Genomic DNA, 13,266 nt, shown 5'->3' with positions numbered 1-13,266 from the left:
GTGCAGAGAGAAGTATGTATCGCAAGCGCGCCGGAACGGGTCGGAACGTCCGAGGTCATTCCGATCGCCCTGAGCGTCGCGTCCCCTCGGGCAACGGACGTGGACGGAACCGTCGTTGACGGGGGGGGAGGGGGGCCTGTTCCTCCGGGACTCGGGGTCGCCGCACCACCTCGGCGTGACGTTCCGTAGGGGTACCGTTACTGGCGAGAGGGATCGGAGGGGCCCATGTCCCAGCAGGAGGAACGCGTCGGCGCGCGGATCGCGTCGAACCGGAAACTGGCGGGCTACACGCAAGCGGGGCTGGCCACCGAGGCGCACGTGTCCCTGGGTGCGGTGCGCAAGGTGGAGCGGGGGGAGCGGTTGCCCACGCACGGCTTCCTGATCGCGGTGGCCCGCGCGCTGCGGGTCCCGGTCGAGGAGCTGACCGGACAGCCGTACCGGGCCGAAACGCCCACGGAGCAACGTACGCACGCCCCCGTCCAGGGCATCCGCACGGCGGTGCGCAGGTTCGACCTACCGGCGGACTGGTACACGGAGCCGAGGCCGATGGAGGAGCTGGCACGGGACGTGCAGACCGCCGCCGCCCATCGCGCAGCGGCGCGGTACGCCCAGCTCGGTGCGGTGCTCCCGGGTTTGCTTGAGGAGCTGACCGCCGGGGTGCACCTGACCGCCGGGCGGCAACGACGGGTGCACGCACGACTGTTGGCGTCCGCCTACTACATGGCGCACGGGCTGGCCCATCGGCTCGGGTACAGCGATCTGATCGGACAGCTCGAAGACCGGATGCGGTGGGCCGCGGGGCTGTCGGGAGATTCGCTGATGCGGGCGCTGGCCGAGTGGACGCGGTCCTACTCGTTCGACGCGTTCGGTGACTACGACGGCGGGCTACGTGTACTGGCGGCGGCCCGGGCGGAGTTGGAGGGCGCTGCGGACGTGGCGGGAGGCGCCGAGCTCCCGCGGATCGCGCTGTTGGGCAGCCTGCACCTGCGTGAGTCCACGTTCGCTTCGCTGGCGCGCGACGAGGCGGGCACGGAGCACCACCTGGCCGAGGCGCGCCGGTTGGGCGATCGGGTGCCCGGTGGGCGGGACCAACTCCACTACCACATGACCTTCGGGCCGGCGAACGTCGCGGTGCACGACGTCGCCGCTTCGGTCGAGTTGAAGCGGCCCGAGGACGCGGTGCGCAAGGCCCGGGGGCTGCGCTTCCCCTCGGACATGGCGCGTACCCGGCAGGGGCACCACCATGTGGCGGTGGCTCGCGCGCACGTGGACCTGGACCGGCGGGAGGACGCGTTGAGGCACCTCCAGAAGGCGCGACGCCTCGCCCCCGAGCTGACCCGCGTCCACCCGACGGCCCGGGAGACCGCCCGCGTCCTCACGCACAAGTACCGCCGCACGACGGAGGAACTGCGCAGCCTCGCCACCTGGTTCGGGGTCCAGAAGTAGCGGTCGACGTCAAGGCGCAAGGCGGCGGTGCGGGACCTCAGTGCGGGGTAGCCGTCCCGGCCGGGGTGGCCGTCCCGGCCCCGTCGGCCGCGGGGACCGTGCCGGAGCCGTTCACCACCCCGAGTGACCCCAGTGCTCCGCGTGGCCGGAGTACCCCGTGCTCCCCGCCCCGCGGGAGTCCTCGGCGGACGCGTACGGCTCGCCCCAGCCCCACTCCTCGTGCAGGGCACCGGCGAACGCGGCGGCCAGCTTGTGTGCGCCGGAGGCGCCCGGGTGGGTGCCGTCGTGGGTGTCGGTGGCGAGGTCGTAGTCGGTGGGCGGCGCGGCGAGCAGGACGGGGGAGCGGGGGGTGTCCAGGTCGGCGGCGGTCTTCGCGAGGAGTTCGTTGAAGTGGGCGAGCTCGGCGCCGAAGGGGGTGTCCGTCTGCGCGCGGACGTTCGGGATGACGGGCAGGATCAGGAACCGTACGCGCGGGTTCGCGGCGCGGGCCTCGGTGACGAAGGCGCGGACGTTCGCCGCGGTCTGGTCGGCGTCGGTGTAGAAGCCGAGGTCGATCAGTCCGAGCGAGACGAGCAGGACGCCCGGGCGGTGCGCGGTGACCGCCTCGCGGATCAGCGGGGCCATGTGCAGCCAGCCCTCGCCCCAGCCGGCGAGGTGCGCCCGGGGGAAGGCGGGGGCGGTGTCCGGGGGGTACTCCAGCGAGACGGGGGCGTCCTGCGCCGTGTCGTACAGGGTCTCGCGGGGGCCCACGAACCGGAACGGTGCGTCGAGGGTGTCCCGCAGGTGTTCCCACAGGCGGTAGCGCCAGGTGTGTTCGCCGGCGCTCCCGATGGTCTGCGAATCTCCGACGCACATGAACCTGAGCATCCGCTCATCATCGCCGATGGGCAGGTGGGGCGGGGTGTGAGGTCCGGCACCCGGGCGGTGTGCCGGGACGGTGTTTGCCGGCGGCCGGAGTGAACCGCCCTGCGGGGTGGCAGTCTTGAGGGCATGCGTTCGTTTTCGTCGGTGGCCGGTGCCGCCTGCCTCGCCGTCCTGACCACCGTGCTCACCGCGGGACCCGTCTCCGCCGCCGGACCCGCCTCGGCCGGGGACGTCGGTGCCGAGGGGTTCACCATCGAGGACCCCCGGATCAAGGAGTCCAGCGGGCTGGCCGCGTCCCGCCAGCACCCGGGGATCTACTGGACGCACAACGACAGCGACGACGGCGCGTTCCTGTACGCGGTGGACGCCCGCAGCGGCAAGACCGTCGCCACGCTCACCCTGACCGGGGTCGGCCGCCCGCGCGACGTGGAGGCGATCTCGCTGGGCCCGGACGGGAACCTGTACGTCGGCGACATCGGGGACAACCTCGGCGGCACCTGGAACCACGTGTGGGTCTACAAGGTGCCGGAGCCGAAGAAGCTGGTCGACCGGACGGTGAAGGCCACGCAGTACGTGGTCAAGTACGCGGACGGGCCCCGGGACGCCGAGGCGCTGATGGTCCACCCGAAGACGGGGCGGGTCTACATCACGGACAAGAAGGACGACGGGGCCACCCTGTACGCGGGGCCGGCGAAGCTGTCGCCCTCGGGCACCAACGTGTTCCGCCGGGTCTCGGACATCGACCTGTGGGTCACCGACGGGGCGTTCTCGCCGGACGGTCGGCAGCTCGCCCTGCGCGGCTACCTCGGCGGCGTCCTCTACGACTGGAAGGGCGACAAGCCCGAGCGCGTGGACCGGCTCCGCATCCCGCTCCAGCGCCAGGGCGAGTCCCTGACCTGGACCCCGGACGGCAAGACGCTGCTGTACGGGTCCGAGGGGCTGGGCAGCGACGTGGAGCCGCGGAAGGCGCCCGGCGGGTCCGGGGGCGGGCGAGACGGGGACGGCTCGGACGGCTCCGCCGCGGGCGACGGCGGCGAGGGCGACGGCGGGGGCTTCACCCAGGGCGCCGCCCTCCTCGTCGTGCTGCTCGTGGCGGTGTTCGGGGTGCGGCGGCTGCGCCGCGGCAAGGGCTGAGCCGGGGCCCGTCCACTCCCCTCGGGCAGGTGGTGGGCGGGCTCAGGCGTCGGCCGCCCGCGCCGCGGCCCGTCGTTCCACCAGGACCTCCAGGCCCTCCAGGATGCGCTGGAGCCCGAACGCGAAGTGGTCGAAGTCCATGCCGAAGGTGTCCTCGGACAGGCTCGCCATCACGGGGAAGCGTCCGCTCTTCATGACCCGTTCCAGGTAGGGGGCCTGGGCCGCCCAGAAGTCCTGGTCGGTGAGGCCCGTCCGCTTCTCCGCCTCCACGGCGTGGACGTTGGTGCGGGCGACCCCGGACACGTAACCGTCGACCATGATGATCACGGACAGCAGCTCGGGGTCGGTGAGGCCCATCGGACGGATCCGGCTGAGCACCTGGTCCATGGTGGCGAGGGTCGCGGGTCCGAGGACGGGGCGCACCTGGTTGACCTGGAGCAGCCAGGGGTGGCTCTGGTAGAGGGCGAGCGAGTCGCGGGCCATGGCCTCGACGGCGTCCCGCCACGTCCCGGTGGGCGCCTCGGTGTCGAGGGGGGACTCCTGCACCCGGTCGAGCATCAGGTCGAGGAGTTCCGCCTTGCCGGGGATGTACCGGTAGAGCGACATCGTGCCGGTGCCCAGTTCGGTGGAGAGCCGTCGCATCGACACGGCGTCCAGGCCCTCTTCGTCGGCGACGCGGATCGCGGTCAGCACGATGCGGTCGACCGTCAGGGTCGGTTTGGGCCCTCGGCTCGGCCTGCGTTCGGGCTCCCAGAGCAGTTCGAGAGTGCGCTGGATGTCGCCGCTGCCGCTGGTCTCGGTGCTCTCCATGCTGCGCATTTTAGTCTCACCCTTTAAAACTGAGTACACCGTACCCGACATGAGGTACGCTGTACTCAGTTAGCCGGACGGCACGGTGTCGGAGCCGGGTCGAACGGGCGCGGTCACGGGTGGAGGGGTCATGAGCACGTACGCGGTACAGGCCGAGGGACTACAGAAGAGGTACGGCGAGAAGCACGCCCTGGCCGGCTTCGACCTCGCGGTCCGACGGGGGACCGTGCACGGACTGCTGGGGCCGAACGGCGCCGGCAAGACCACCGCCGTCCGCATCCTGTCCACGCTGGTCAAGCTGGACGGCGGCCGGGCGACGGTGGCCGGGCTCGACGTACGGAAGGACGCCCGCGCGGTCCGCGCCAAGATCGGACTCACCGGCCAGTACGCGGCCGTGGACGAGGTGCTGACGGGCCGGCAGAACCTGGAGATGTTCGGCCGCCTCTTCCACCTCGGCGGGAACGGCGCCAAGCGCCGGGCCACCGAACTGCTGGAACGGTTCGACCTGCTGGAGGCGGGCGACCGGGGCGTCGACAAGTACAGCGGCGGCATGCGCAGACGGCTCGACCTCGCCGCCTCGATGATCCTCACGCCGGACGTCCTCTTCCTCGACGAGCCCACCACCGGGCTCGACCCGCGCAGCCGGGGCGAGGTCTGGGACTCCGTCCGCGCCCTGGTGGCGGACGGCACGACCGTCCTGCTCACCACCCAGTACCTGGAGGAGGCCGACAAGCTGGCCTCCCGGATCACCGTGATCGACCGCGGCCGGGCCATCGCCGACGACACCCCCGACGGGCTGAAGGACACCGTCGGCGGCGACCGCATCGAGGTCGTCGTCACCGATGCCGCCGACCTGGAGCACGCGGTGCAGGTCGTGGCCCGGGTCGGTGAGGGGCAGCCGGAGACCGATGCGGCCGAGCGCCGGGTGCACGCCCCGGTGATCGACCGGGTGGCGGCGCTCACCGAGGTCGCCCGGACCCTCCAGGACGAGGGCGTCCAGGTCGAGGACATCGGACTGCGCAGGCCCAGCCTCGACGACGTGTTCCTGCGGTTGACGGGACACCGCGTCGAGAAGCAGCAGGAGCCGTCGACGGCGGACGCCGGGGGCGACCGGAACGAGCCGAAGGGGGGCGGTCGACGATGAGCACGACCACCGTGACCACCGAGGAGCACACCACGAGCGGGGCCGCCGCGCCCGTCCCGTCGGGGGGCGGGACGGACGCGGTGGACCACTCACGGGTCTACTGGGTCTTCGCGGACTGCTGGAACGTGGTCCGCCGCGGCCTCACCCACTACCAGCGCCAGCCCGTCAACATCGCCTGGCAGCTCGGCTTCCCGATCCTGTCCGTGCTGCTGTACGGGTACGTGTTCGGCAGCGCGATGACGGTGCCGGGCGGCGGCGACTACCGGGACTTCCTGATGCCCGGCATGTTCGCGATGACGATGACCTTCGGGTTCATCAACACGGCCACCGTCGTGGTCTACGACGCGACCAAGGGCGTCATCGACCGGTTCCGCTCCATGCCGATGGCCCCCTCGGCCGTCGTCGCGGGCCGCGGCGTCACCGATCTGATCGTGGCCTGCGCGGAACTGACGATCCTGATGCTCACCGCGCTCGCCATGGGCTGGCGGCCCGACGGCGGGATCGGCGGCGCGGTCGGCGCCTTCGGGCTCCTGCTGCTGCTCCGCTTCAGCCTGATCTGGCTGGGCGTGTGGCTCGGGCTGATGGTGCCGAACCCGGAGGCCGCGGGCGGCCTGTTCGCGGTCGCCTTCCCGCTGACGATGATCTCCAGCATCTTCGTCGCGCCCCAGCTGATGCCCGACTGGCTCGGACATGTCGCCGCCTGGAACCCGATCTCCTCCACCGTCGCCGCCTCCCGGGAACTGTTCGGCAGCCCCGTCGGCGGCGGTGGCTCCTGGGTCGAGCAGAACGCCTTGCTGATGGCGGTCGTCTGGCCGCTGGTGCTCACTGCGGTGTTCCTGCCGCTGGCCGTGCGCCGCTTCCAACGACTCAGCCGCTGACGACCCCGCCCCGTGCCCCCACGCGACTGCGCCTCCTCCCGCTCGGCGGGAGGAGGCGCAGTCGGTGCAGGTGCAGGTGTCAGAGCTGCTCGATGACGTAGTCCACGCAGGCCGTCAGGGCCTCGACGTCGGACGGGTCGATCGCCGGGAACATCGCCACCCGCAGCTGGTTGCGACCCAGCTTGCGGTACGGCTCGGTGTCCACGATGCCGTTGGCGCGCAGCACCTTCGCCACGGCGGAGGCGTCCACCTCGTCCGCGAAGTCGATGGTGCCGATGACCGCGGAGCGCTGCGCCGGGTCCGCCACGAACGGGTTGGCGTACTTGCTGGCCTCGGCCCAGCCGTACAGGGTCCGCGCGGAGGTCGCGGTGCGGCGCACCGCCCAGTCCAGACCGCCCTGGCCGTTGATCCATTCGAGCTGGTCGGCCAGCAGGAACAGGGTCGTCAGCGACGGCGTGTTGTACGTCTGGTTCTTGCGGGAGTTGTCGATCGCCGTCGGCAGCGAGAAGAACTCCGGGATGTGCCGCCCCGAGGCGTGGATCCGCTCGGCGCGCTCGATCGCGGCCGGCGAGAACACCCCGAGCCACAGTCCGCCGTCCGAACCGAAGGACTTCTGCGGCGCGAAGTAGTAGACGTCCGTCTCCCGGACGTCGACGGGCAGGCCGCCCGCGCCGGAGGTCGCGTCGACCAGCACCAGCGCGCCCTCGTCGGCGCCCTCGACCCGCTTCAGCGGCATCGCGACGCCCGTGGAGGTCTCGTTGTGGGTGTACGCGTACACGTCCACGCCCGCCTCGGCGACCGGCAGCGGGTGCGTACCCGGGTCCGACGTCACCAGGGACGGTTCGCCGAGCCACGGGGCGAGCTTGGCCGCCTTGGCGAACTTCGAGGAGAACTCGCCGAAGGTGAGGTGCTGCGAGCGGGACTCGATGAGCCCGTGGGTCGCGATGTCCCAGAAGGCGGTGGAGCCGCCGTTGCCGAGGATCACCTCGTACCCGTCGGGCAGGTCGAAGAGTTGGCTCACGCCGTCCCGGACCCGGCCGACCAGGTTCTTCACCGGGGCCTGTCGATGGGAGGTGCCGAGCAGTGACGTACCGGTGGCGGCCAGGGCGTCCAGCGCCTCCGTCCGCACCTTGGAGGGGCCCGCGCCGAAACGGCCGTCCGCGGGCTTGATGTCAGCGGGAATCTGGATCTCAGCCACGTGCGGAGCCTAGCCCGTCGCCGAACGCTCCCGGGACGGGTGTCCGGCGGCTGAGACGCGATCTCCGGATCTTGGACGGTCACCCCGGTGCGCGACGGTCGCCCCGGTACGCGGGTACGCGGGTACGCGGGTACGCGACGGGTGCCGGTCAGCGGCGGGGGCCGATCGCTGCCGCGGGGGTGAAGCGGACCGGGAGCCGGGACACCCCCCGCAGCCACGGGGACGGCCGCCGCGTCAGCTCCCGGGGCGCGAGGTCCAGATCCAGGTCGGGCAACCGGTCGAGGAGCACCTCCACCCCCGCCCGTGCCACGACCTCCGCGATCTCCCGCGCCGGGAACGGACAGCGGTGCTCCCCGTGGCCGAAGGAGAAGAACGCGTTGTTGCCGCCGGTCAGCGCGGCCCGGTCGGCCCGCACCTCCGGGTCCGAGTTCGCCGCCGCCAGGCCCAGGACCACCAGGTCACCGGCGCGGATGTGCCGCCCCCCGAGCACCGTGTCCCGCGCGGCCCAGCGCCCGGGAACGTTCTGCGCGGGCGGGTCCTCCCACAGCACCTCGTTCATCGCCTCGACCACGCTGCGGCGCCCGCCGGACAGGGAGGCCGCGAACCGTTCGTCGGTCAGCATCAGCCGCAGCGAGTTGCCGATCCAGTCGGTGGTGGGCCGGTGCCCCGCGATCAGCATCAGCGTCAGGTCCCGGGCGATCTCCTCCTCGGGCGGCCCCGCCGGATCGGCCAGCATCCGCGAGGCCACGTCCTCGCCCGGCGCCCGACGACGCTCCGCCACCAGTTCGCCGACCGCCGCCGTGAGCCGCCGCCGTCCGTCCACCGCCCCCTCGCGCCCGCCCGCGACGGCGTTCAGCGCCGCCTCCAGCTCCGGGGCCGACGCCTCGGCGAAGCCGAACAGCCGCGCCAGCACCCGGACCGGCAGCGGCACCGCGTACTGCCCGATCACATCGGCCCCGCCCCGGGTGCAGAAACCGTCGACCAACGCGTCGGCGAACCGCTCCGCGTGCTCCCGCAGCCGGTACGGGCCCTGCGCGGTGAGCGCGTGCGCGATGACCGCCGCCCGCTCGGTGTGCCGCGGCCCGGTCGTGTGCAGGACGGTGGTGTGCGGGGCGGGCGGGACGTCCCGTCCGACGTCCGGGGGCAGCGGCCAGCCGTCGGGGATCGTGCCCGGCCGGTTCCACAGCGCCGGGTCCCGGCTGAACAACTGCGGGTCCGCCGTCACCTGGTGCAGTTCGCGGTAGCCGAGGACCAGCCAGGCCGGCACCCCGTCGTCCAGCAGCACGGGCGCCACCGGTCCGTGGGTGCGGCGCAGTTCGTGGTGGAGCGCGGCGCTGGCGCCGGGCTGCCGCAGCCGACCCAGCGGGACCGGGGGCGGACCCCCGGGGACCGCGGACGTCACGGCGCACCGCCCGGACGCCCGTCGGGCCACGGGCCGTCCAGCGGGCCGGTGGACGAACCGAACCGGGTCGTCAGGAACTCGACGAGGGTGATCAGGACCCGGGCCGCGGACTCCCTCGACCGGGCGTCGCAGTCGATCACCGGAACGTCCCTGTCGAGGTCGAGCGCCTCCCGCAGTTCCCGGGGCGTGTACGGGGGCCCGCCGAAGTCGTTGCGGGCGACGATGAACGGCGTGCCCGACTGTTCCAGCCGGTCGATCGCGTACCAGCAGTCGTCGACGCGCCGGGTGTCCACCAGGACGACCGCGCCCAGCGCCCCCGTGAACAACTGGTCCCACAGGAACCAGAACCGGGGTTGGCCGGGCGCCCCGAACAGGTACAGCACGTGGCGGGGGCCGAGCGTGATGCGGCCGAAGTCGAAGGCGACGGTCGTCTCCGACTTCGCCTTCACCCCGGTGAGGTCGTCCACCTCCTCCCCGGCGGAGGTGAACGTCTCCTCGGTGGTCAGCGGGCGGATCTCGCTCACCGAACGCACGAGGGTGGTCTTGCCGACGCCGAAGCCGCCGACGACCACGATCTTCAGACCGGTCTCGGCGGTCGGTTCCAACGCCGGACGGTCCTCCGGGCCGGAGGGGTACGGCCCGGAGGAGTACGGCCCGGTGGCGTACGGCCCGGTGGCGTACGGGCCCGGCGGGGTGGTGCCCCGACGGGCGGACGGACGTCTGCGCGCCTGGGATGCTTCAGATCCTTCGGAGTCCAACGAGCACCTGCTCCAGGAGTTCGAAATCGGGAAAGCTCTCACGCGGCACCGGCGGCCGGGGGTGCCGTGCGCTGACCCGGCCCGCCGCCAGCAGATCGGACAGCAGCACCCGCGTGATGCTCACCGGGAGCCGCAGGTCCGCCGCGATCTCCACCACCGCCATCGGCAGCCGGCACATCCGCAGGATCGCCGCGTGCTCCGACTGCATCCCGGGACGCGGTGCGGACTCCGCGACGATCAGCGTCACCAGGTCGAGCGGGGTGTCCGTCGGGGACCTGCTGCGTCCGCCGGTGAGCGTGTAGAGCCGGTCCGGTACCTCGTCCCGGCCGGGCCGGCTCACTGGCCGGGCGCGGTGCGCGGCCCCTCCGCGGCCCGGGAATCGTCCACCGCGTCGTCCACCGCACCGCCCTGGGGGGCGAGGTGCGCGCCGAGTTGCCCGACGAGTTCGCTCATGTTGTGGCCGATGATCCCGGCCTCCGCGTCCTCGTCGGCGATCACCGCGACGTGGGCGCCCTGCCCGGCCTCCACGATGAACAGCACCCCGCCGTGGAACTCCGCCATCGCCGAGCGCACACCGCCCCCGCCGTCGCCGAACTCCACGGAGGCGCCGTGGGACAGCGAGTGGATGCCCGCCGCGATGGCCGCGAGCTGGTCGGCCTGGTCCACGGAGAGTTCCGGGGTGCGGCACAGCTTGAGGCCGTCGCGGGACAGCACCAGCGCGTGCCGGGCGCCCGGGGTGCGGGCGAGCAGCCCCTCCAGCAGCCAGGCGAAGGTGTCGTCCACGGTGGTCGTGGCGTCCGGCGCGGGGGACTGGTGCGCCATGCCCGCGTGGTACGTGGCCATCGGGTAGGCCGCGTCGAACGCGTGGAGGGAGCCCGCGCGTTCGGCGTCGTCGGCGGAACTGGTCGGGTGCGAACGGGCGGTGCCGGTCATCGGGTGGTGTCGCCTTCCTGGTGGTGCGGGCCGTCGACCTGGTGCGCCGGTGGCGCCGGCGCCGGGTCGGGGGTCGGGGGAGCGGGGCGCACGGCGGCGCGGAAACTGCTGAAACGGGCTGCGCGGGCGGCGACGTCCACGGGGTCGGCCGCACCGGCGCGTTCGGCCTCGGCGCGCCGGGCCTCGGGGGCGGGCAGGGTGCGGCCCCGGGGGCGTCGGGGCAACGGCTGCGGGCGGGCGGTGGCCTCCGCCGCGCGGACGGGCGCCGGGTCCCGGCGGTCGGGACCGGGACGGACCTCGACCGCGCCCGGTTGTCCGTGGGACGGCAGCGGCTCCGGGTCCACGCCGTCCTCCGCCAGGGCGCGGGCGGCGGCGTACGAGAACGACAGCGGGTGCGGCGGTACGGAGGCGGGCTGCACCTCGTCCGCGGGGGCCGGCTCCGGTCGGCTCCGGTGCGCGGGCCCGTCCGCGAGGGGTACGGGGCCGTCCGCGTAGCCGGCCCCCGTCTCGTCCGCGGGTGGTCGGGCGGGCGGGAGCCCCGCGTACCGTGCGGGCACCGCGTCCGGACCGGTCAGCAACTCCCGCGGGACCATCATCACCACACCGGTGCCGCCGCGCGCCGAGGGGCGGAACGAGACGGTCAGCCCGTGCTTGCGCGCGAGCCGTCCCACCACCGCAAGCCCGAGCCGGTTGCCGGACAGGCCGCCCAGCTCCGAGGAATCGCCGGACACGGCCCGTTCGGCGCGCCGGAGTTGGTGGTCGCTCATGACCAGCCCGCTGTCCTCCACGGAGATGACCGCCCCGGCCGGCACCTCCTCCACGTACACGTGGACCTCGGCGTTCGGCGGGGAGAAGTTCGCGGCGTTGTCCAGGAGTTCGGCGAGTGCGTGCATGACGCCCTCGGCGGCGTGGCCGGCGACGGCCGTCTCGCTGGTGGAGTGGAGGTGCACCCGCTGGTAGGCGCTGATGCGGCCCATCGCACCGCGCAGGATCGACTCCATCACGATCGGACGTGCCCAACGGCGGCCGGAGCGCGCGCCGGTGAGCAGGGCGATCGAGTCGGCGAGACGACCGGTCTGGGCGGTGCGGTGGTCGATGTGGAGGAGGTCGGCGAGCACGTTCTCGTCGCCGTGTTCGTCCTCCATGCGGCGCAGGTCGGCGAGGGTGCCGGTGGCCAGGGCCTGGAGTCGCCCGGCGGCGTTCGCGCAGGCGGCGAGGGTGGCGGCCCGATCGGTGGCGGCGCGGTCGGCCAGCTCGGCGAGGCGGTCCGTCTCCGCGGCCAGGCGCTCGCGCTCACGGGTGAGTTCACCGTGCAGCCGGTCCCGTTCCGCGGCGAGCGCGGCGGCCGCGCGCGCCTGCTCGGTGCGCAGTTCCGCCCCGTGCCGGGCGCGTTCGCCGGCGAGGTCGTCGGCGAGGGACGCGGCCTCGTCGTGGGTCCGGTCCGTCTCGGCCCTCGCCGCGGCGAGGTGGGCGCGCAACACGGCGGCGGTGCGCAGGGCGTGGTGGACGAGGGCGAGGGCGACGGCCAGCAGCAGGGCGCCCGCCGCAGCACCGCCCAGGGCGACCGCGCCCCGGGCGTCGGCGGGTGTGGTCCGGGCGGCGACGACCGCGGCGGCTGCGGCGAGCAGCAGGGCGAGCAGTCCGCACAGGGCGGAGACGAGCGGCCGGGGCCGCGCGGGCACCGGGCCGGGCGCCGTGCCGGGCGCCGTGCGGGGGGCGGTGGTGCCGACCGGGGGAGTGGGGTGGGACAGCCGGTACGGGACGGGGTGGGCCGCGAGGGCCGGAGTGGGCGCGTCGTCGGCGACGGGCGTCGACGGCGTCGACGGGCTGGCTGTCGAGGGGGTGGGCGACGCCTTCGTCGGGGTGGGTCCGGGGTGCCCCGGCGTGCGCCGGGGCGTGGATATCCGGGGGGTCGAGGACAGTCGGGCGGCGGGGAACTGGCTGCTGGGCGCGGTGGCTCCTTGGTCGGAGGGGCCGGGGGCGGTGGGGCGCGAGGCGCGGGCCGGGGCGGACGGGGCGCCGCCGGGCGGGGGTGCGGGGTGCGGCGCGGGGGACGGGGGTGCGGGCCGGGGCCCGGACGCTGCGGGGGACGGGGGCGCTTCGGTGAGCGGGGACGTCGAGGTGCGGGGACGGGGCTGCGCCGCGGCCGTGCGGTGCCGGTCGGTCGCGGGCGCGGGGCGCGGCCGGTCTGTCGCGGGACGCGCGTGCGGCGGGGGCGCGGTCATCAATCGTGTCCTCGGGTCATGTCCTCGGTGGGCGAGTCCACGGGCTGGTCAGTGGGGGTGGTGCGGGTGGCGCGTGCGCTGGGGGGACGAGGGGCGGATGGGCCTGGGGCGGGCGCCTGCGCGGGGCCGCCACCGGTGTGCGTCACGGGCGGGCGCCACGGGTGGGGGCGTCGCCCGGGGGGCGTCCCCAGCGGGTCGGGCCCCGAGGTGGTGGGCCGCTGAGGCGGGTGAGGAGTGGGCCGGTGTGTCCCTCTGCCCCGGGAGGAAACACGCTGCGCTCAACTTGCCGTCACTATAGGAGAGTTCCTGATCCGATTGGGAAGATTCGACCGGCGCAATACGGGATTTCCCGGGGGCGTGTCAGGGAATTGGTCTGCACCACAGTCGCCCTTGTGGGGTTCTTGTGTGCGCCATGAGCGACCCGTGGGGTGGGGGTGATGCCCCGGTGACGGGGTCCGCCGAACATTTCCCCGT

Annotated in this window: 12 protein-coding genes; 4 read left to right on the top strand and 8 right to left on the bottom strand. The window is 73.8% G+C overall.

Annotated elements, in window-relative coordinates; translation table 11 throughout:
• Positions 1-225: 225 nt before the first annotated feature.
• The gene (locus ACFYOU_RS04165; protein ID WP_391303427.1) at positions 226-1,446 is read left to right on the top strand and encodes a helix-turn-helix domain-containing protein; all 1,221 of its coding nucleotides are present in this window, start codon (positions 226-228) and stop codon (positions 1,444-1,446) included.
• Positions 1,447-1,557: 111 nt separating this feature from the next.
• Here ACFYOU_RS04165 and ACFYOU_RS04160 read toward each other — a convergent pair whose 3' ends face one another.
• A complete protein-coding gene (locus ACFYOU_RS04160) occupies positions 1,558-2,313 on the bottom strand; it encodes a GDSL-type esterase/lipase family protein (protein ID WP_391303425.1) in 756 nt (251 codons plus the stop codon).
• A 123-nt stretch (positions 2,314-2,436) separates the two neighbouring features.
• Here ACFYOU_RS04160 and ACFYOU_RS04155 point away from each other — a divergent pair, with 123 nt between their 5' ends.
• On the top strand, positions 2,437-3,444 hold the full coding sequence (locus ACFYOU_RS04155; RefSeq protein ID WP_391303423.1) for a WD40 repeat domain-containing protein: 1,008 nt from the start codon (positions 2,437-2,439) through the stop codon (positions 3,442-3,444).
• A 42-nt stretch (positions 3,445-3,486) separates the two neighbouring features.
• Here ACFYOU_RS04155 and ACFYOU_RS04150 read toward each other — a convergent pair whose 3' ends face one another.
• Positions 3,487-4,254, bottom strand: a complete 768-nt coding sequence (locus ACFYOU_RS04150) for a TetR/AcrR family transcriptional regulator C-terminal domain-containing protein (RefSeq protein ID WP_391303421.1) — start codon at positions 4,252-4,254, stop codon at positions 3,487-3,489.
• 130 nt (positions 4,255-4,384) lie between these two features.
• On the opposite strand from ACFYOU_RS04150, the gene ACFYOU_RS04145 reads away from it, so the two are divergent.
• Together ACFYOU_RS04145 and ACFYOU_RS04140 are read left to right on the top strand one after the other, a co-directional pair.
• Positions 4,385-5,398: an ATP-binding cassette domain-containing protein gene (locus tag ACFYOU_RS04145; protein ID WP_389765746.1), complete on the top strand. Its 1,014-nt coding sequence runs from the start codon at positions 4,385-4,387 to the stop codon at positions 5,396-5,398.
• Positions 5,395-6,276: an ABC transporter permease gene (locus tag ACFYOU_RS04140; RefSeq protein ID WP_391303418.1), complete on the top strand. Its 882-nt coding sequence runs from the start codon at positions 5,395-5,397 to the stop codon at positions 6,274-6,276. The genes ACFYOU_RS04145 and ACFYOU_RS04140 overlap by 4 nt, the downstream gene beginning before the upstream one ends.
• Before the next feature lie 79 nt (positions 6,277-6,355).
• Here the strand turns inward: ACFYOU_RS04140 and serC are convergent, their stop codons facing one another.
• The 6 genes from serC to ACFYOU_RS04110 form a co-directional block, all read right to left on the bottom strand.
• Complete coding sequence (gene serC / locus ACFYOU_RS04135; RefSeq protein ID WP_391303416.1) at positions 6,356-7,474, bottom strand: phosphoserine transaminase; 1,119 nt, start codon at positions 7,472-7,474, stop codon at positions 6,356-6,358.
• A gap of 148 nt (positions 7,475-7,622) precedes the next feature.
• A complete protein-coding gene (locus ACFYOU_RS04130; RefSeq protein ID WP_391303414.1) occupies positions 7,623-8,876 on the bottom strand; it encodes a cytochrome P450 in 1,254 nt (417 codons plus the stop codon).
• Positions 8,873-9,481, bottom strand: coding sequence for an ATP/GTP-binding protein (locus tag ACFYOU_RS04125; protein WP_391303412.1), 609 nt, complete (start codon positions 9,479-9,481; stop codon positions 8,873-8,875). Before ACFYOU_RS04125 ends, ACFYOU_RS04130 begins: the two co-directional genes overlap by 4 nt.
• A 133-nt stretch (positions 9,482-9,614) precedes the next feature.
• Positions 9,615-9,974, bottom strand: a complete 360-nt coding sequence (locus ACFYOU_RS04120) for a DUF742 domain-containing protein (protein WP_389765738.1) — start codon at positions 9,972-9,974, stop codon at positions 9,615-9,617.
• Positions 9,971-10,456: a roadblock/LC7 domain-containing protein gene (locus ACFYOU_RS04115; RefSeq protein WP_391303780.1), complete on the bottom strand. Its 486-nt coding sequence runs from the start codon at positions 10,454-10,456 to the stop codon at positions 9,971-9,973. The genes ACFYOU_RS04120 and ACFYOU_RS04115 overlap by 4 nt, the downstream gene beginning before the upstream one ends.
• 107 nt (positions 10,457-10,563) lie before the next feature.
• Positions 10,564-12,792, bottom strand: a complete 2,229-nt coding sequence (locus tag ACFYOU_RS04110) for an ATP-binding protein (RefSeq protein WP_391303409.1) — start codon at positions 12,790-12,792, stop codon at positions 10,564-10,566.
• Positions 12,793-13,266: the final 474 nt, after the last annotated feature.

Origin of the sequence: Streptomyces sp. NPDC005955 (assembly GCF_042871255.1) — a bacterium.
Lineage (GTDB): Bacteria > Actinomycetota > Actinomycetes > Streptomycetales > Streptomycetaceae > Streptomyces.
Note: the sequence above shows the minus strand (reverse complement) of the source record. Positions and strands in the feature narration are given on the sequence as shown.